The sequence below is a fragment of the Aeromonas sp. R9-2 genome (assembly GCF_040908025.1).
In the GTDB taxonomy this organism is placed as follows: Bacteria; Pseudomonadota; Gammaproteobacteria; order Enterobacterales; family Aeromonadaceae; genus Aeromonas; species Aeromonas veronii.
In genome coordinates this window covers 281,425-299,868 of the sequence record NZ_JBFOCX010000024.1, presented here as the reverse complement: position 1 = coordinate 299,868, position 18,444 = coordinate 281,425, and the positions used below count along the sequence as shown (strand labels likewise).

Genomic DNA, 18,444 nt, shown 5'->3' with positions numbered 1-18,444 from the left:
CCCATGACCCCCTATCGCGCCGTTATCGGTCTTGCTGGCCACGTGGATCACGGCAAGACCCTGCTGATCCAGGCCCTCACCGGCATCACCACCGCCCGCGCCCATGAGCAGGCCATCGGCATGACCCAGGATCTCGGCTTTGCCCACTTCGACGACGGTCAGGGCAACACCATAGGCGTCATCGACGTGCCCGGCCACGAGCGTTATATCCGCAACATGGTGGCGGGGCTCTGGAGTCTGGATCTGGTGCTGCTGGTGATTGCCGCCGACGAGGGGTGGATGCCGATGACCGGCGATCACCTGCGCCTGCTCAAGGCGATGGGGGTGCCGCGCCTCTTGGTCTGCATCAACAAGTGCGATCTGGTCAGCTCCGACGAGCTTTTGCTGTTGGAAGAGAGCCTGCTGGAGCGGGTGATGGACGAGAGCGGCATGGTGCCCGATATCGTCAGCGTCAGCGCCAAAACCGGCGCCAATATGGCTGCCCTACACGCCGCTATCGTACGTCAGCTGGCCGATCTGCCAGCCTCACAAGCTGCCCGCGAGCAGGGCGCACCGCGCCTCTATGTTGATCGTGTCTTTACCGCCAACGGCACCGGCACAGTGCTTACCGGCACCTTGCAGCAGGGCAGCCTCAAGGTGGGGGACAAGCTGCGCCTCTACCCCGCCGATCGGGAAGTGCAGGTGCGCTCCCTGCAGGCCTATCACCAGAGCGTCGACGAGATCGGCGCCGTCTGTCGGGTGGCGGTGGGCCTTAAAAAAGTGCCCCACAAGGAGGTGGCTCGCGGCCACTGCCTTACCAACGCCGCTGGCCAGTGCGAGGCGGCAACCCACCTTATCGTGCGACTCAACGCCGAGAGCCTGAGCGGCAAGGCGCTGCGCCCCTCTCTGCACAACAAGGAGGTCGAAGTAGCCCTTGGCAGCTGGCATGGCCGGGCGCGCTTTGTGCCAATAAAAAACACCCGGCTGGCGCGGCTGATCTTTACCAGCACCATCCCCTGCTTCTTTGGCCAGCCGCTCGCCATCATTCGCCACGGCAGCAGCGAACTGCTGCACGGCGCCCGTATCGTCTGGTGCGGTGACATCCATCCCGCCAGACGCAAGGCGCTGCACGCCCTGCTGGGTGAGCTGCCAGATGAGCTCGAACACTACAACCCGGCCACCCTGCAGCTTGGCCTCAATGGCTATGTGCAGGCTAGCCGCTTTGACCAGCGGCCAGAGCAGGTCACCCCCCTCGGTGACTGGCTGCTGGATAACTGCTGGCTGGCCCAGAGCCGCGACCAGCTGCTGGCTACGCTGGCCAGCGAACCGCTGAGTGCCGCCGAGCTGGCAACCCGCTTTGGCATCGCCCTGCCGGTCATTCAGGCCCTGCTCCAGAAACTCAAGAACGAGCAGCTTGTTCGCCTGCACCATGACAAGTGGCAGCCGGGCAGCGGCGAGTCGGAAGATGATCTGGGGGAAGAGGCGCAGCTGGTGCTCAAGGTGGTGCGAGATCAAGGCAAGGAGGGTTACGAGCCCGGTAAACTGGGCCCCGGTGGTGTGGAGCTGGATCCCTTTATCACCCGCAAGCTGCCCGCAGCCCTGCAGCAGGGCTTGCAACAAAAAGGCGCGTTGCAAAAGCAACTGCGCAACCTGGCGCGACTCAAGTATCTGGTGCAGCTCGATGGCCCCATCTACTACGACGCCGAGCTTTACAACCAGATGGTCGCCGAAGTGCTGGCGGGCCAGCAGGTGGGAGATCTGATCGACATGGCATCCCTCAAGGAGATCACCGGCTTGTCGCGTAAATACGCCATTCCGTTCTGCCTGCGCATGGAGATGGATGGCTGGGTGCGGCGCGAGGAGAACGAGCGCCGAGTGCTGCGTCTGCCGCAGACTCAAGATGAGATGGAGCCGGCATGAGCGCCATCATCGCCCCCTCTGGCTCTTCCAATCCTGTGGCCAACCGGCTGCGCCGCGAATTTCATATCGACGGCATAGTTCAGGGGGTCGGCTTTCGCCCCTTCGTCTATGGGCTGGCGCTGCGCCACGGCCTTGCTGGCTATGTACTGAACGACGCCAATGGCGTCACCATAGGCGCCGAGGGTTCCCCCGAGCAGCTCGCCAGCTTTGCCCGCGAACTGCGGGAACTGGCGCCGCCCTTAAGCCGTATCGATCATTTCAGCGAGCGGGAACGGCCCCTCGCTCATGATCCCGACTTCGATGGCCAATTTCATGGCCAGTTTCGAATTAAAGCGAGCCAGCAGCAGAGCGCGGCCACGGTCGCCATCTCGCCGGATCAGGGCATGTGCGAGGCGTGCGCCCGGGATGTGGCCAACCCCAACGATCGCCACCATCACTACCCCTTTACCAACTGCACCCACTGCGGCCCGCGCTACACCATCATCCGCCGCCTCCCCTACGACCGCCCCCACACTGCCATGGCCGGTTTTGCCATGTGCCGGCGCTGTGCGGCGGCCTATGAAAACCCGCTGGACAGACGCTACCACGCCCAGCCGGTGAGCTGCCCCGAGTGCGGGCCCCATCTCAGCTGGCGCAGCGGCTATGGCGATGCGCTGGCCGAGCGCGAGGATGCCCTGCAGGCCGCTGCAAGCGCCCTGCAAGCGGGGGCGCTGATTGCGGTCAAGGGCATGGGGGGTTATCACCTGATGTGTGATGCCCGCAATGAACAGCGTGTTGCCAGATTGCGAACACTCAAGCGGCGCGCGCGCAAACCACTGGCGGTGATGATGGGCTCCCTTGCCGAGGCCAAATTGCATGTCACCGGCTGCGAGGCAGAGTGGACGCTGCTCGCCTCTCAGGCCAGACCCATCACCTTGCTGCGCAAGCGCAAAAACGATGATCGGCACTCAGAATCTGGACCGTCAGCCGCGCCGCTGGCCGAGGGGATCGCCCCCGGCATCCCCTACCTTGGCGTCATGCTCCCCTATACCCCGCTCCATCAGCTGCTGTTGGATGCCTGCGCCATGCCGCTGGTGGCCACCAGCGCCAATGGTCGCGGCAGCCCAATCCTTATCGAGTGCGAGGCGGTGGTCAGGGAACTCGGCAGCGAGATTGACGGCATCCTGGATCACAACCGCCCTATCCTGCACCCGTGCGACGACAGTCTGGTGCAGTGGGCAGGCGGGCGACGCCAGACGTTGCGGCTGGCCCGGGGCTATGCCCCCTGCACTCCCAGCCTGCAACAGGCGGTCAAGGTGCCGCTCTTGGCAGTCGGGGTGCAGCAGAAGAACCAGCTGGCGCTCGCCTTCGGCCGCCAGCGCATCTACAGCCCCTATATCGGCGATCTGCACAGCCTGCCGATGCAGGAGCACTTCGAGCAGACCCTGGCCACCTTTCGCGATCTCTACGATCTCAAGCCCGAAGTTCTGGTCTCGGATCGCCACCCCGGCTACCTCAGCCACCAGTGGGCCAAAAGCTATTGCCAGGATCAGGGTGCAACCCACCTCGAGGTGCAGCACCATCACGCCCACCTGCTGGGGGTGATGGCCGAGCACGACATCACTGGCCCGGTGCTGGGGGTTGCCTTCGATGGCACCGGCCTTGGCGATGACGGCACCCTCTGGGGCGGCGAGCTGCTGCTGGCCGATGTGAAGGGCTTTACGCGTGTTGCCCACCTCGCGCCTTTCAAGCTGATCGGCGGCGAGGCGGCCATTCGCGAGCCGGTGCGCCAGCTGCTGGGGCTGCTGTTTGAATCGCACAGCCCTGAGGAGATCAGCACCCTCGATATTCCGTTGATCAACAAACTGCCTATAGAGCGGATCCGCAACCTGCACCAGCTCTGGCATCTCGGTCGCAACGCCCCTTACACCAGTTCCATCGGCCGGCTATTCGATGCGGTGGCGGCACTCTTGGGGGTGATCGACACCCCCGATTACGAGGGCGAAACGGGTCTTCTGCTGGAGGCTGCCGCCTTGCAGCTGGCCCCCGATGAAGCGCCCTTCCCCCTTGCCTTTGGCCTGCACCAGAGCGCAGAGGGGCCGCTGCATATCGAGTGGGCAGAGCTGCTCAATACTCTTATCAACGAACAAAGCAAAGGCACCGCCACTGCCAGCCTGGCCGCCGGTTATATCCGCGCCATCAGCAATCTGGTCATCGCCCTGGCCGAGCACTTCCCTGGCTATCCGGTGGCGCTCGGGGGCGGCGTCTTTCAAAACCGGGTGCTGATGGACCAGCTGTTGCCCGCTCTCGAAGCCGCCGGCCGGCAGGTATTGACCAGCGAAACCCTGCCGCTCAATGACGGTGGAATCGCCGCCGGTCAGCTCTGGTTTGCCATCCACCATCTTGCCACGCACCGCCCAACCACAGCCGGTTGTGCCACCTTGTCGGAGTCCTGAAATCCATGTGTCTATCCATCCCCTCTCAGGTAGTGCAGCTGCACCCCGAAGATAACTGCGTCACCGTCGATACCCTGGGGGTGCAGCGGCGCGTCAGCTGCATGCTGCTCGAAAAGCCCCTCCAGGTGGGCGACTATGTGCTGCTCCATATCGGCTTTGTGATGAGCAAGATTGACGCAGAGGAGGCGCAGGCCAGCCTCGAGAGCTTCCGCCAGATGGTGGCCCTGATGCCTAAACAGGATATCTTGCCATGCTGACCTTGAATGACCTGTTTCAGGGCTTTCGTCAGCCTGACGTTATCCGCGCCCTCGCCGCCCAAATTACAGAACTGGCCAAGGATCTCCCCGAGCCGCTGCGGGTGATGGAGGTGTGTGGCGGCCATACCCACACCATCATGAAATACGGCCTGCACCAGCTGCTGCCGGCCAGCATCGAGTTTGTCCACGGCCCCGGCTGCCCGGTCTGCATCATGCCCAAAGAGCGCATCGATCAGGCCATCGAGCTGGCGAGTCAACCGAATGTCATTCTGGTCACCCTGGGGGACATGATCCGGGTGCCGGGCTCCAAGGGTACGCTGGCACAGCAGCGGGCCAAGGGGAGCGATATCCGCCCGGTCTATGATCCCCTCGATGCCCTGCGTATCGCCAAAGAGAACCCGGAAAAAACCGTGGTCTTCTTCGCCATCGGTTTCGAGACCTCCACCCCCATGACAGCCGCCTTGCTGGCTGCCGCTGAAGAGCAAGGGGTCCTGAACCTGCTGTTTCATATCAACCATGTGCTGGTGCCCCCCGCCATTCATGCGGTGATGGCCGACGGGGTGGCCAAGGTGAACGCTTTTATCGGCCCCTCCCACGTCAGCGTCATCACCGGCGCCGATATCTACCTGCCTATCGTCGATCGTTATCAGGTGCCAGTGGTGGTGAGCGGCTTCGAGCCGGTGGATGTGATGGAGGCGCTCTTGATGATGGTGCGCCAGAAGGTGGAGGGTCGCTACGCGCTGGAAGTGCAGTACAGCCGCGCCGTCACCGCCAGTGGCAATAAAGCCGCCCAGCGGCTGGTCGAGCGCTTTTTCGAGACCCGCGAGCATTTTCGCTGGCGAGGTCTTGGCGATATCAACGCCTCCGCCCTGCGCCTGCGCAATGCCTTTGCCAAGCGCGATGCGGAGCGCCACTTTCAACTCAATCAGACTCCCATCGATGACCACAAGGCGTGCCAGTGCGCCGATATCCTGCGCGGCCTGGCCAAACCGAATCAGTGCAAAGTCTTTGGCCGGGGCTGCACCCCGACCCAGCCCATGGGCAGCTGCATGGTCAGCACCGAAGGGGCCTGCAATGCCTACTACCGATATATGGGGATCCAATGAGAGAAATTCAGTTAAGCCACGGCGGCGGTGGCGTCGAGATGAATCAGCTGATCAACCAGCTCTTCTTTCGCCACTTTGGTAACGAGATCCTGCTGCGAGGTGAAGATGCCGCCCTGTTGCCGGTAAGCGGGCCCGTCGCCTTCACCACCGACAGCTTTACCGTCTCGCCGCTCTTCTTCGAGGGGGGCGATATCGGCAAGCTGGCCATCGCCGGTACGGTCAACGATCTCGCCATGATGGGGGCCAAGCCCGAGTATCTGAGCTGCAGCTTTATCATCGAGGAGGGGTTCCCCTACGCTGATCTGGCCCGCATCGTCGAGTCGATGGCCGCAGAGCTGGCCAAGAGCGGCGCCCGTATCGTCTGCGGCGACACCAAGGTGGTGCCCAAGGGGGCGGCCGACAAGATCTTTATCAACACCAGCGGGGTCGGCACCTTCCCGCTGCCTGAGCAGAGCCGGGGCATCTCGGTACGCAACCTCAAGGCCGGTGACGCCATTCTGGTGTCGCGGGATATCGGCAGCCACGGCGCCTGCATCCTGATGGCCCGTGACGCCCTACAACTGGGCTCCGATCTCAAGAGCGACTGCACCACCCTCTGGCCGCAGGTAGAAGCGCTGCTAAAAGCGGGGATTACCCCTCACGCCCTGCGCGATGCCACTCGCGGTGGCCTTGCCGCCGTGCTGAATGAATGGAGCAGCGCCTCCGGCGTTGCCATCGAGCTGGAAGAGTCCGCCATTCCGGTGTGCGATCCGGTGCGTGGCCTGTGCGAGCTCTACGGTTTCGAGCCCCATGATCTCGCCAACGAGGGAACCATGGTACTGGCCCTGCCTGCTGAACAGGCGCAGGACGCACTGGACATCCTGCGACAATTCAACCCCGCAGCCAGCCAGATCGGCGTGGTACAGGCGAGCGATCGCCACAAGGTGATCCTCAACAACCCCTGGGGTAGCCGCCGTTATCTGGAGCTACCGCAAGGGGAACTGCTGCCGCGGATCTGTTGAGCGGCCATGCCGTTCCGTCAATTACAGGGAGGAGTCACTGTTCCTCTCCATATCGGTTAAGGAGCCACCATGCACGAAATGTCTCTGGCCATGGCCGCCATAGATCTGGCAGCCGAGCAGGCCACCCAGCGGGGTTTTACCAGGGTGACCGCCCTCTGGCTCGAGGTCGGCAGCTTCTCCTGCGTCGACCCGGACACCATCGCCTTCTGTTTCGAGGCGGCCGCCAAGGGCACAGTCGTCGAGGGGGCCCAACTTCACTTTCAGCACCAGGCGGCAGAGGCCTGGTGTTACGACTGCAACAAGACGGTCACCCTCACCGAGCGCGGGCAGGCCTGTCCCGAGTGTGGCGGATACAAATTACGAGTCGCGCAGGGCGATAGCCTGCGCATCACCGACATCGAGGTAAGTTGATATGTGTAGCGTATGCGGATGCGGCCAGGCGCGGATCGCCGGCCATGAGCACGATCATGAGCATCATCACGAACATGAACATCACCATGAACATGGTCATGAGCCCCATCACCACCATGATCACGAGCAGAGCGCACCGCGCACCCTGATCATTCACCACCACTATCACCATCAGGGAGATGTCCATCACCACTACCACGGGGTGCTGGCACCCATAAGCCATGAGGGGCATGATCAGCCCCATGAGCACCACCATGATCATCCCCACGACCATCATCATGATCATACCCACTCTCATGACCACGGCCATTCCCACGCGCATCCCCATGACCATGACCATGACCATGACCATGACCACCAGCAGGGTGATCTGCACTATGGCAAAGGGGAAGCGGGATTGTCGGTCCCCGGTATGGGGCAGCGCCAGCTGATCGCCATCGAGATGGATGTGCTGGCCAAGAACAATGCCTTGGCGGCCCATAACCGCGAGCACTTCGACGAGGCGGCCCAGCTGGTACTCAATCTGGTGTCGAGCCCGGGTTCAGGCAAGACCACCTTGCTGTGCGAAACCTTGCGCCAACTGGCCGACAAACGCCCCTGCGCGGTAATCGAAGGGGATCAGCAGACCAGCGCCGATGCGGATCGCATCCGTGCCACCGGCGTTCCTGCCGTGCAGATCAACACCGGCAAGGGCTGCCATCTGGATGCCAAAATGGTTCACGACGCCTGCCACCAGCTGCCCGCCAATGAAGGGGGCATCCTCTTTATCGAGAACGTGGGCAATCTGGTCTGCCCCGCCAGCTTCGATCTCGGCGAGAAGTACAAGGTGGCGATCCTCTCTGTCACCGAGGGGGAAGAGAAGCCGCTGAAATACCCGGACATGTTCGCCGCCGCCCAGCTGATGGTGATCAACAAGATCGATCTGCTGCCCTACGTCAGCTTTGACGTAGCCCGCTGCATCGAGAACGCCAAACGGGTCAACCCCTATATTCAGGTAATCCAGGTCAGCGCCACCACAGGTGAAGGGATGGATGCCTGGCTTAACTGGCTGGCCACAGCCTGAACCAGAACCGGTTAAACGCCGCTGATAACGGTAGAAAACAAGAGAGGGAGGCTGATGCCTCCCTCTCTTTTATCTACGCACTTTGCCAACGATTTTCTCTGTAAAGAATGGCCAGCGTTTCATACTCGCCCCCCGAACCCTGGCCCTCTCCCCAGGGAGAGGGAATCGGTTTGTGGATGCCGCCGCTATACGACGCCCTCAAACCCCTCAGGGGGCTTCGAGCATAACAACCAGCCATATTTTCAAACCCCGAGATTTTCCAAACCCTAAACCCTGAGCGTGGTGAGATGGCACCTTCAACTCCCTTCTCCCCTTGCGGGAGAAGGGCTGGGGATGAGGGGGAACCAATCCTCAGGCCGCATTTTCAGCCAATACACCAGTCACGGGCTGCATCTCCCCAAAGCGCAACACCCGATGGCAGATCTGGCGCAGCAGCGCCTGCTGGTGGCTGAAGATCACCATGGCAAGCCCGCGCTGCTCACATTCAACCATCAACTCCCGCCAGAGCTGGCGCTGTATTTGCGGATCCAGCTGGGCGGTCACCTCGTCGGCAATCAGCAGACGAGTGCGAGGATCGAGGGCGCGCAGCAGCGCGATGCGGGCCAGCTCACCGCCGGAGAGCTGGCCGGGTTTACGACCGAGCCATTCAGGCTTGACCATAAAGCGGGCAAGCATGGCGTCATCGGGGCGCCATACATCCCAGAGCGCCTGCCCGGTGGTGCGATAGGGATTGAAAGTGAGTTCCGGGTGCTGGGGCACCAGCTGGATGGGGTTATAACCTTTTACCTGTTCAGGTACTGGCTGCCCATCCAGCAGGATCTGCCCGCCAGCCCCAACCGGTTGCCAACCCGCCAATACCCGCCCCAACGTGGTCTTGCCATAACCGCTCGGGGCGGAGATGCCGAGCCGTTCGCCCGCTTTCACCGTCAGCGATAACCCCTGCCAGAGGGGACGTTCCCCCTGGGCGATAGTGAGATTTCGTACTTCCAACATCAGGAAACCTCCGGCACAGAGAAGAGCGAATTGAACTCCGGCAGCGCCTGCCAGTGGGCACGGAGCATCTCGCTCCCCTGCCCCTGGCACAGATGGTGGCAGCTCAAGGTATCGCTCACCTGCCCCTGATGCAGCGCCACGATGCGATCGGCGAAGCGGGCCGCCAGCGCCAGATCGTGGGTCACCCAGAGGATACCGCTGCCCTGATTGGCCAATTCACGCAACTGGCCGAGCAGCTGGCAGGCCAGCCCCTCGTCGAGCCAGGCGGTGATCTCGTCCGCCAGAATGTAGCGGGCACCACCGAGCGCCGCAGTGCAGGCCAGAATGCGCTTGGCCATGCCGCCGGAGAGCTGGCGCGGGAATCTGTCCAAGGTGGTCGCGGGCAGCTGATAGCGCAGCAACTGCTCGCCGAGCCGCTCGCGAGAACCATTCTGGCCGCAGAGACGTGCCGCACGCTCCAGCTGACGCTCCACCGTCAACAATGGATTGAGGGCGCTTACCCCCTGCGGCACATAGCAGAGGGTGTGGCCGCGCAGGCTGGCCCGGCTGGCATCGCACAGTGGCGTGCCATCGAGAGAGATGCTGCCGCGCATTCGCAGATTGTCCGGCAGCAATGTCAGAGCGCTTTGCAGCAGCAGGCTCTTGCCCTCGCCGCTCCCTCCCACTAGTGCCACTATCTCCCCCGGCGCCAGTTGCAGGCTGATATCGGTCAGTAAAGGCTGCCAGCTGCGTCGCCCCAGCCAGGAGTAGTGGGCCGCCTCTATGGTCACATGGTCAAAACTCAGCATGGTTCACTCCTGTGCCACAGCAGCTGTTGCAAGGCGCGGCTAGCCTGATCAAAGAGCAACACCAGCAGCAGCAACATCAGCCCCGGGAAGAGGGCCAGCCACCAACCGCCACCCGCCAGATAACGCAGGGCATCGGCCAGCAGCAGACCCAGCGAGGCCTCGTGGGCCGCCAGACCAAAGCCGAGAAAGCTCAAGGCCGCGCTGTGCAGCACCGCATGGGGAAACATCAGCAAGGTGCCGATAAACCACTGGGGCAACAGCCCCGGCAGCAGGTGGATGCGCCAGCGACGCAGCGCCCCCATCCCCTGACAGCGGGCCAGCACCACATAGTCGCTGCAGGCGATCCGCCGCGCCTCGGCGCAGAGAATGAGCGCCAGCTTGGGCCAGTGGGTGAGCGCCACCGCCAGGATAACCCCGCGCATGCCGCCCCCCACGGTAAAGCAGATGAGGATCAGCAGCAGCATATGGGGCAGCGCCAGCATGGCGTCGACCACCATTCGCACCGCCGCATCACATCTGGGGTGAATGAGCGACACGCTTGCCGCTACCATGGCCAGCAACCCGCTACAGAGCGCCGTGCTGATGCCAAGCTCCAGACTGGTGAGGGTGCCCTGAAAGGCCCGCAACCAGAGATCCCGTCCCATCTGATCGGTGCCGAACCAGTGGGTCAGCGAGGGAGGCTGCTGGCGCGCCAGCAGATCCATCGGCACATCCTGATGAGAGAGGCTCCAGCCGTAAGTGGCCAGCAGCGCCAATCCGAGCAGGGCAAAAACCAGCCGCAGTATGGAGGGAAACGGATTAAACAGCATGCTCGCCCTCCCAGCCCCGATTGATGCGGGCCAACAGCACACTGGCCACAGTGTTGCCAATAAAGACCAGCAGGGTGCAGAAGAGCACTATGCCCATCAGCAGGGGGATATCCCCCCGCAGCCCCGCATCCACGGTGGCCTGACCGAGCCCCGGGTAGGAGAAGACCTTTTCGGCCAAGAGCGACCCGCCAATCAGCTCGCCAAGGGAGGCAAACTGCAGGCAGAGTGCCGGGGTCAGGGCGTGGCGCAGCACATGAAAACGCAGCATGGACCAGCCACCATCCCCCTGAGCGCGGGCATAACGGATAAAGTCGCTCTTCAGCACCTCGGCCACCCGCCCCCGGGTATGCAGGGCAATATTGCCTACCCCGAGCAGCGCCAGGGTGGTGACCGGCAGCAACAGATGGCGCGCTCGCAATGCCCAATCCGCTTCCTCGGCAGCAAGCCCCGGCGTCCAGGCGCAGCAGACCGGCAACAGCGGCCAGTGCACCGCAAACAGGGCGAGCAGCAACAGGCCGACCCAGAAGGTGGGCAGGGAGGCGAGCAGATAGGCAAAGCGGCAAATAAAGCGATCGGGCCAGCGGTTGAGATAGCGACCGGCGCAGAGCCCGAGCAGGATGCCGAAAAAACCGGAGAGCAGCCAGGCGCCCGCCAGCAGCAGGAAAGAGGCGGCAAAGCGTTGGCCTATCACCTGAGTCACCGGTGCGTTGTAGAGCATGGAGTAACCGAGATCCCCCCGCAGCACCTGGCTAAACCAGTGCCAGTAGCGCAGCCAGAGCGGCTGATCCAGCCCCCAGCGGGCGGCGATGCGGGCGTACTGCTCCGGCGGCACATGGAGCAGATCGTTCCCGATATAGGCCTTGATGGGATCGATGGGGGAGTAACTCAGCAGCACAAAGGTGGCGACCGAGACCAGACATAACAGCCCTGCCAGACGCAGCAGGGCTTTTAGCAACAGATAACCGGAGTGACTCAAGGGCGAACTTAACGGCACGTCCACCGCCAATCCTGCAGGTTGTTGAGGAGTGACCAGCTACCGTGGATTTCCGGTGCACCCTTGCCAAGGTCGATGCAACGGTTGGCGAGATAGGTGTGCTGCACGTTGAGCAGCCAGGCCCAGGCGGCATCTCCCTGCACTCCGGCACCGGTCTTGCCATCCCACTCCACCTGCTGCCAGAACGGCACGGCCGCTTGCCAGTTCGGGGCATCCAGCGCCTGCTTGAGGTGGCCATCCACCACAGGGTTGCTGTAGTAGCCCGGATTGTAGAACTCCACGCCACCGGAGCCGCTCTGGTAGTGGTGATAGAGCTCCATGGGATCCAGACTCCCCCACCCCATCAGCACCGGATTGGCGTGCATCTCCCGCTCCACCTGCTCCCAGCTGCCGGACTTGAGGCTCACCTCAAAACCGATGGGCTTGAGCATGGCCCGCACCGCTTCCGCCAGATCCCGGCGGGTGCTGTCGCCACTGGTGTACCAGAGGGTAAAGGCGGCGCGCAGGTCGCCCTTGTGGCGAATGCCGTCACTGCCCATCTTCCAACCCGCCTCATCGAGCAGGGTATTGGCGTGGGCCGCATCCCCATCCTTGAAGGCGGTGGCTTTGTTCAGCCAGGGCAAGCCTTCTACCGCGCTGTAGGCGGGGATGGCATGTCCTTCCAGCAGCTGGTCGGCCAGCAGCTTGCGGTCGATGGTGTAGTTGATGGCGCGGCGCACCGCCACGTCCGAGGTCACGTCGTTGCCGATGGGATAACCCTTGGCATCTTTTTTACCAGCAGCAGGAATGGGGAAGACGATGCCGCGGTTCTCGACACTCGGCCGCACCCACAGCTTGAGGGAAGCAGGCACGGTTGGCGCCAGTGACGGGGCGATGCGCACCACATCGAGCTGGCTACTCTGGGCGGCGGCATAGGCGCTCTCTTCATCGATAAAGACAAACACCAGCCGTTTGAAGTCATTGTTGCCGCCGGCGTAATAGGGGTTCGCCTCCACCACCAGTTGCTGACCGGGCAGGAAGCTCACCAGCCGGTAAGGGCCGGCACCGACCGGCTTTTGGGCATAGGCTTTTGCGTCGTAATCCTGCTTCGACACTATCCCCAAGGATCCCAGCACATTGACGAAGGTGCTCTGGGGGGCGCTAAGAGTGATGGCAACCTCGGTGGGCGAGAGCACCTTGGCCGAGACAAAGTTGCCCATGTCGATCTTGCCGCCGCCTTGGGCTGCGCTGTTGTAGGTAAAGGCCACATCTTCGGCGGTGAGCGGCGCGCCATTGGAGAATTTCAGGTCAGGCTTGAGGGTAATGAGCCACCCCTTGCCATCCTTGCTCGGGGTCACCGACTGGGTGAGCACATTCTGCCAGCTGAGATCGGCGTTCTGCTTGAGCAGCGGGCTATGCAGCAGCAGGTAGCTGCCGTGACTCCAGCCAAGCAGAGGGTCAAACCCTTCGGTGGGTTCGGCGCCGATGGCGAGCTTGAGCTCGGCAGGCACAGGTTGGGCAGCGGCCAGCGCCGCGTGAGAGGCAGTGCCCAGCAGCAAAGTCAACAGGGCGGCAGCACTGGTGCCACAGTAATGGCGAAGGGAATTGCGTGGAACAGTCATGGGGATCCTTCTTGTTTTGTACCACTCACGGATCATCACTCAAAAAAGAGGCGGAATGCGTGTCTGAACATGGGAGTGAGGGGCCAAAATGGCCCCCTATTCTAAACTTGATTTCGCGTGAAACCTAGCGACTATGCCGGTTGACCGCGCCGGGCACCGAATAGCCGTCTGCGGCCCAGATCCACGCCGCCAGCCCCTTGCTGCACCGGCAAGGAGAGCAGCATCTTGAGGGTGCTGCTCACCAGTGAGCGCCCCTCCCCGGCCCCAAGATGGGGATCGAGCGGCGACATCAGGGAGCAGGCCAGCAACTGACCACTTTCGGGCAATTCACCCACCATAAAGGTCATGTTGCCGCAGGGGAGCTGCAGGGCGAGCCGATCGCTACTGCTGCGCACCGGCCAAAGCTGATCCGGCCCCGGCAGCACCACCACGCTCAGCATCCAGGGGGTGAGCACGCAGCCGAGCCACTGACCTTCAAACAGCACGCACTCGGCCACGATGGGCATGGTGGCGTGATAGAAGGGCAGCGCCTGCATCTCTTCACGAGCGATCCGCTCATACTGGGCTACCAGCAGAGGTGCGGGATCGCTGGTAAAACCGGCAAATTCCTGCACGTCATCAAGCCCGCTTAAATGGGACTGCACCATAGGCCCTCCCGTGCTTGTTCAGCTTTTTCTTGCTCAGAGAGCGGGATGGCGGGCGCGCCAACGGCGGCCAGCAGGGTCAAAATCCGATCCGTCGCCTCCCCCATGGCCGCCGCCACCACGGGGGTGAGGCCGATGCGAGGTTCGAGGGATTCGGGCTCGACCCCGATCAGGGTGAGCCGCCTGGGCGACTCCCCCGTCATGTGCAGCGCCGAAAGCACGTCCGCCAGCCCCAGCTGGTGCGGGGAGATCTTGCGGCCAAACAGGGTCGGGATCTCCTCATCCTTCAGGGTCACCACTGTGCCCGGCGGATTACCGCTGCGCACCGCATCCACCAGAATGATGTGATCGCGACTGGCCATCGCTTCGAGCAGCTCCATACCGGCGGTACCGCCATCGAGCAGCTCGATGCCGGGGGCGAAACGGTATTCGCGCCCCAGCCCCTCAACGATGCGCACGCCGACGGCCTCGTCACTCAAGAGCAGGTTGCCCACGCCCAGGATCAAGGTGTTCATCACAGCACCTTCACCTGAGTCGTTTCGCCATTCTGGGTATCCACCACATGCACCGCACAGGACATGCAGGGATCGAACGAGTGGATGGTGCGCACCACCTCCAGCGGTTTGGCGGGATCCGCAACCGGGGTGCCCACCAGAGATTGCTCGTAGGGGCCGGGCTCATCGTTGAAGTTGCGCGGGCCCGAGTTCCAGGTCGATGGCACCACCGCCTGATAGTTCTCGATCTTGCCGCCCTTGATGACGATCCAGTGGGAGAGCATGCCGCGCGGTGCCTCTTCAAAGCCCACTCCGCGAAACTCCTTGTCCGCCGGGATCTCCGCCTTGATATAGGCGGTGGTGTCCCCCTTGCCGATGTTGTCCACCAGCGCCTTCCACTGGTGCGCCAGGGTATCTTTGAGCACACAGCAGCGCACCGCGCGACCGATGATGCGGCCCATGGTGGAGTGCAGCTGTTCGGTCTTGATGGCAGAGCCGGTGAGCGCCTTGTAGATGCCGTTCAGCTGATCGAAGTGCGCTACCGTCTCCGGGTGTTTGGCGGCGAGCTTCACCAGCAAGTCGGCAAGCGGCCCCACCTCCACCACCTTGCCGTAGAAGGTGGGGGATTTGACCCAGGAGTATTTGCCATCATCCTGCCAGCCGGTGTAGTTGGGCTCGGTCTTGCCCTCCCACGGCTTGAGGGGGGCGTCATCCTTGTACCAGGCGTGCTTGTTGCTCTCGGCGATGCCGTCCATCAGCCAGCCATCCTGATGGCTCTCGATGGGGCGATAACCCGCCAGATTGCCATTCTCGATGTAGCCGCCCGGCATCAGGAAGCTGCCGCCGTTGGCGTCGGTGGGGAGCTCCGGCACGCTCAGGTAGTGCTTGGCCCCCTGCCCCAGACTCAGCCACTCGGGGTAGTGCGCGGCTATGATGGCGGCATCCACCTTGTAGACCTGCTCGATAAACTCGCCGAGCCGATCGATAAAGCTCTTCACGTAGAGCAGCCGCTCCAGGTTGAGCACGCTCGGTGCATCCAGATTGATGGGGTTGGCCACGCCGCCCACCGCCAGATTCTGGATGTGCGGGCTCTTGCCCCCCAGAATGGCGACGATGCGGTTGGCATCGCGCTGGCACTCCAGTGCCTGCAGGTAGTGGGCCACGGCGATGAGGTTTACCTCCGGGCTCAGCTTCATCTCCTTGTGACCCCAGTAGCCGTTGGCAAAGATGCCAAGCTGGCCGCTCGCCACCAGCGCGCGGATCTTGTCCTGCACCTTGGTCAGTTCATCGGCACTGTTGAGGGACCAGGTTGATACCCCCTTGAGCATGTCCGCCGCTTTTTGCGGATTGGCCTCAAGGGCCGCGGTGATGTCCACCCAGTCCAGCGCGGAGAGCTGGTAGAAGTGGACGATGTGATCGTGGATGTTGTGGGCCGCGATGATGAGGTTGCGGATGTACTGGGCGTTGACCGGCACCTTGGCACCGATGGCGTTCTCCACCGCCCGCACCGAGGCGATTGCGTGAATGGAGGTACATACCCCGCAGATGCGCTGCACTATCATCCAGGCATCGCGCGGGTCGTTGCCCTTGACGATCTCCTCCATCCCGCGCCACATGGTGCCGGACGACCAGGCTTTGGTCACTTTACCGCCTTCGATTTCGCAGTCGATACGCAGGTGCCCCTCAATGCGGGTGATGGGGTCTATGGTGATACGTTGGCTCATACGTTGGCTTTCCCTCGGGCCTGATAATCTTGGTGAACACGTTCAAGTGATGGCAGTACCGGCAAGAGCCGGATCAACAGCAAATAGGCACACACCTCGATGGCAACAAAGCCCAGGGAGATCAGCACCTCCTCCGCAGAGGGGAAGTAGTGGTAGCCATTGCCGGGGTTAAAGGCGAGCAGGGAGTAATCCAGTCGCCAGAGGGCGGCGCCCAGCAGCATGCTGAGGGCCCCCAGGAACAACATGCGCGAATCCCGGCGGCTCTTGTCCCAGTGGAACACCAGCAGCGGGAAGATCATCAGCGCAATCTCGCTCCAGAACATGATGGAGAAGCGATTGAACTCGGAGAGATACTCCGACTTGTCGTGGATGACGATCTCGGCAAAGCGCAGCGCCACAAACAGGATCAGGAAGATATCGATCACCTGGGTCAGCTTGTAGAAGAGCGACTTCTCGTTGGGGCCCCGCCCCGCCAGTCCGGCCTGCACCAAGGATCCTTCAAACACCACAATGGAGAAGCCCATGATAAATGCGGTCAGCAGCGAAAAGACCGGCAGCAACTCGTAGCTTTGCCAGAGCGGATGGATCTTCTCCCCCGCCACTATCATCAACGAGCCCATGGAGGATTGGTGCATGGTGGGCAGCAGGGCCCCCAGCGCCAGCACGAAGAACATGATCTTGTTGAGGCGAATGAGCGACGCCTTCCAGCCAAACTTCTCCAGCAGCACGGGCGCAAACTCCAGCGCCATCACCCCGATGTAGATGGTCATGCAGACCGCCGTCTCGAACAGCACCGAGGAGGTGTTGAAGTGACCAGGCAAGTAGAAGTACGGCAGGTTCCAGTAACGCCCCACGTCGATGGTGATGGAGAGGCCGCCCAGCGAGTAGCCAAACAGGCTCGCCAACAGGGCCGGTCGCACCAACGGGTGATACTCGCCCCGGTTGAACACATAGACAGCCCAGGCCAGTGCCCAGCCGCCACAGGCGAAACCGGTACCGATCAAGAGATCGAACGAGATCCAGAGTCCCCAGGGATAACCGCCATTCAGATCGGTGACCGAACCCAGCCCGAAGACGAGGCGTTTCAAGATCAACATGCCGCACAGCACGGCAAAGGGGGCCAGCACCAGCACAGGCCAGCTGACCAGCTTGCCGCCGAGGGGATACGCCTTGTGGTTACTCATGATCCTTGCCTCCCTTTGTGGTGCCCTGATCCTTGATCTGCGCACTCCCCTGATCATGACCATCATCGTGATGGTGATCGTGACCATTCTTGGTGTTGCGGCGAATGAGCACCGAAAGGCCGGTCAGTACCACCATGGGCAGCACCATCCCCTTGTAGAGGGTGTGCTGGATATGCTCGGAGCGGGCACCGGAGGAGAGCTCCGGCAAGTCGGGCATGTCGAGCTTGGTATAGGGCACCCCGGCCAGTACCAGCACCTGGGTGCCGCCTCCCTCCTTCTCGCCATAGATATATGGCTGGTAGTTGGGCACCTCGTGCAGGTAAGGGTCGTTGGCAGAGAGGGTCTGGCGCGGGTAGGCGTACTCGCTGCCCGGCTTTGCCAGCAGGCGGCGCTTGGCCTCGGCCATCAGCTCCTCGCGGGTGCCGAAGATGACGGCGCCGGTGGGGCACACCTCGACACAGCCGGGCAACTTGCCCTGATCGATCCGCTCAAGCCCCTTCTGGTTGCAGAGCTCGCACTTGTGGATCGCCCCCAGCGGGTTGTCATAGTCATATTTGGGCACATCGAACGGGCAACCCACCATACAGTAGCGACAGCCGGTGCAGACGCTCGGGTCGTAGTGAACGATGCCTGTCTTGGGATCTTTTTTAAGAGCCTGCACCGGACAGACAGAGACGCAGTTGGGATCGACACAGTGCATGCACTGCTTCTTGATGTAGGCGTAGCCATCCACCAGCTGATCCTTGTGCTCGCCAGTGCCGCTCTTCCACACCTGAATGATGTTGTTGGTGTAGGGGGTCAGCTTGTCGTTGTTGGACCAGGTCTGCGCCCCTACCGGGTTGACAGAATTTCCGTTAAGGCGCTGACACTCCGCCACACAGGCCTGACAGCCGACGCAGAGGGGGGAGTCGTAGAGCATACCGAGTGCGCCGGGAATGGGTGGCTTGTTCTTGGCCGCTGCCAGTGCGGTGCCGGGTACGGCTGTGCCCGCCGCCAGCGCACCGACGGAGGCGAATTTGAGGAAGTTTCGTCTGTTCACGG

18 protein-coding genes are annotated in these 18,444 nt (G+C 62.4%); 7 read left to right on the top strand and 11 right to left on the bottom strand.

What is annotated here, in order from left to right; genetic code table 11:
* Nucleotides 1-3 precede the first annotated feature (3 nt).
* From selB to hypA, 6 genes are all read left to right on the top strand, one after another.
* Nucleotides 4-1,899, top strand: a complete 1,896-nt coding sequence (gene selB, locus AB5Y71_RS10460; RefSeq protein ID WP_368171515.1) for a selenocysteine-specific translation elongation factor — start codon at nucleotides 4-6, stop codon at nucleotides 1,897-1,899.
* Nucleotides 1,896-4,334, top strand: a complete 2,439-nt coding sequence (gene hypF, locus AB5Y71_RS10455) for a carbamoyltransferase HypF (RefSeq protein ID WP_368171514.1) — start codon at nucleotides 1,896-1,898, stop codon at nucleotides 4,332-4,334. Before selB ends, hypF begins: the two co-directional genes overlap by 4 nt.
* Before the next feature lie 5 nt (nucleotides 4,335-4,339).
* A complete protein-coding gene (locus AB5Y71_RS10450) occupies nucleotides 4,340-4,591 on the top strand; it encodes a HypC/HybG/HupF family hydrogenase formation chaperone (protein WP_368171513.1) in 252 nt (83 codons plus the stop codon).
* The gene (gene hypD / locus AB5Y71_RS10445; RefSeq protein ID WP_368171512.1) at nucleotides 4,585-5,697 is read left to right on the top strand and encodes a hydrogenase formation protein HypD; all 1,113 of its coding nucleotides are present in this window, start codon (nucleotides 4,585-4,587) and stop codon (nucleotides 5,695-5,697) included. The genes AB5Y71_RS10450 and hypD overlap by 7 nt, the downstream gene beginning before the upstream one ends.
* Entirely contained in the window at nucleotides 5,694-6,698 is a 1,005-nt protein-coding gene (gene hypE, locus AB5Y71_RS10440; protein WP_368171511.1) for a hydrogenase expression/formation protein HypE, read from the top strand. The genes hypD and hypE overlap by 4 nt, the downstream gene beginning before the upstream one ends.
* A gap of 69 nt (nucleotides 6,699-6,767) precedes the next feature.
* On the top strand, nucleotides 6,768-7,109 hold the full coding sequence (gene hypA, locus AB5Y71_RS10435) for a hydrogenase maturation nickel metallochaperone HypA (protein ID WP_106843291.1): 342 nt from the start codon (nucleotides 6,768-6,770) through the stop codon (nucleotides 7,107-7,109).
* On the opposite strand, the gene AB5Y71_RS10430 is transcribed toward hypA, so the two are convergent.
* Entirely contained in the window at nucleotides 7,087-7,443 is a 357-nt protein-coding gene (locus AB5Y71_RS10430; protein WP_368171510.1) for a hypothetical protein, read from the bottom strand. The genes hypA and AB5Y71_RS10430 overlap by 23 nt on opposite strands.
* On the opposite strand from AB5Y71_RS10430, the gene hypB reads away from it, so the two are divergent.
* Entirely contained in the window at nucleotides 7,324-8,172 is an 849-nt protein-coding gene (gene hypB, locus AB5Y71_RS10425) for a hydrogenase nickel incorporation protein HypB (protein ID WP_368171694.1), read from the top strand. The two genes, AB5Y71_RS10430 and hypB, sit on opposite strands and share 120 nt — an antisense overlap.
* Before the next feature lie 351 nt (nucleotides 8,173-8,523).
* On the opposite strand, the gene AB5Y71_RS10420 is transcribed toward hypB, so the two are convergent.
* From AB5Y71_RS10420 to hybA, 10 genes are all read right to left on the bottom strand, one after another.
* Nucleotides 8,524-9,165 carry an ATP-binding cassette domain-containing protein gene (locus AB5Y71_RS10420; protein ID WP_368171509.1) on the bottom strand — a complete coding sequence of 214 codons (642 nt, stop codon included), beginning with the start codon at nucleotides 9,163-9,165 and terminating at the stop codon, nucleotides 8,524-8,526.
* Nucleotides 9,165-9,953, bottom strand: a complete 789-nt coding sequence (locus tag AB5Y71_RS10415; protein ID WP_368171508.1) for an ATP-binding cassette domain-containing protein — start codon at nucleotides 9,951-9,953, stop codon at nucleotides 9,165-9,167. Before AB5Y71_RS10415 ends, AB5Y71_RS10420 begins: the two co-directional genes overlap by 1 nt.
* Nucleotides 9,947-10,762 carry an ABC transporter permease gene (locus AB5Y71_RS10410; RefSeq protein ID WP_368171507.1) on the bottom strand — a complete coding sequence of 272 codons (816 nt, stop codon included), beginning with the start codon at nucleotides 10,760-10,762 and terminating at the stop codon, nucleotides 9,947-9,949. The genes AB5Y71_RS10415 and AB5Y71_RS10410 overlap by 7 nt, the downstream gene beginning before the upstream one ends.
* A complete protein-coding gene (locus tag AB5Y71_RS10405; protein WP_368171506.1) occupies nucleotides 10,752-11,762 on the bottom strand; it encodes an ABC transporter permease in 1,011 nt (336 codons plus the stop codon). Before AB5Y71_RS10405 ends, AB5Y71_RS10410 begins: the two co-directional genes overlap by 11 nt.
* A complete protein-coding gene (locus AB5Y71_RS10400) occupies nucleotides 11,747-13,357 on the bottom strand; it encodes an ABC transporter substrate-binding protein (RefSeq protein ID WP_368171505.1) in 1,611 nt (536 codons plus the stop codon). Before AB5Y71_RS10400 ends, AB5Y71_RS10405 begins: the two co-directional genes overlap by 16 nt.
* 131 nt (nucleotides 13,358-13,488) lie before the next feature.
* The gene (gene hybE, locus AB5Y71_RS10395; protein WP_064336165.1) at nucleotides 13,489-14,004 is read right to left on the bottom strand and encodes a hydrogenase-2 assembly chaperone; all 516 of its coding nucleotides are present in this window, start codon (nucleotides 14,002-14,004) and stop codon (nucleotides 13,489-13,491) included.
* Complete coding sequence (locus AB5Y71_RS10390) at nucleotides 13,986-14,516, bottom strand: HyaD/HybD family hydrogenase maturation endopeptidase (RefSeq protein WP_368171504.1); 531 nt, start codon at nucleotides 14,514-14,516, stop codon at nucleotides 13,986-13,988. Before AB5Y71_RS10390 ends, hybE begins: the two co-directional genes overlap by 19 nt.
* Nucleotides 14,516-16,219, bottom strand: a complete 1,704-nt coding sequence (hybC, locus tag AB5Y71_RS10385; RefSeq protein ID WP_064336167.1) for a hydrogenase 2 large subunit — start codon at nucleotides 16,217-16,219, stop codon at nucleotides 14,516-14,518. Before hybC ends, AB5Y71_RS10390 begins: the two co-directional genes overlap by 1 nt.
* Complete coding sequence (gene hybB / locus AB5Y71_RS10380) at nucleotides 16,216-17,403, bottom strand: Ni/Fe-hydrogenase cytochrome b subunit (protein ID WP_021230238.1); 1,188 nt, start codon at nucleotides 17,401-17,403, stop codon at nucleotides 16,216-16,218. Before hybB ends, hybC begins: the two co-directional genes overlap by 4 nt.
* The gene (hybA, locus tag AB5Y71_RS10375) at nucleotides 17,396-18,442 is read right to left on the bottom strand and encodes a hydrogenase 2 operon protein HybA (protein WP_368171503.1); all 1,047 of its coding nucleotides are present in this window, start codon (nucleotides 18,440-18,442) and stop codon (nucleotides 17,396-17,398) included. Before hybA ends, hybB begins: the two co-directional genes overlap by 8 nt.
* Nucleotides 18,443-18,444 lie beyond the last annotated feature (2 nt).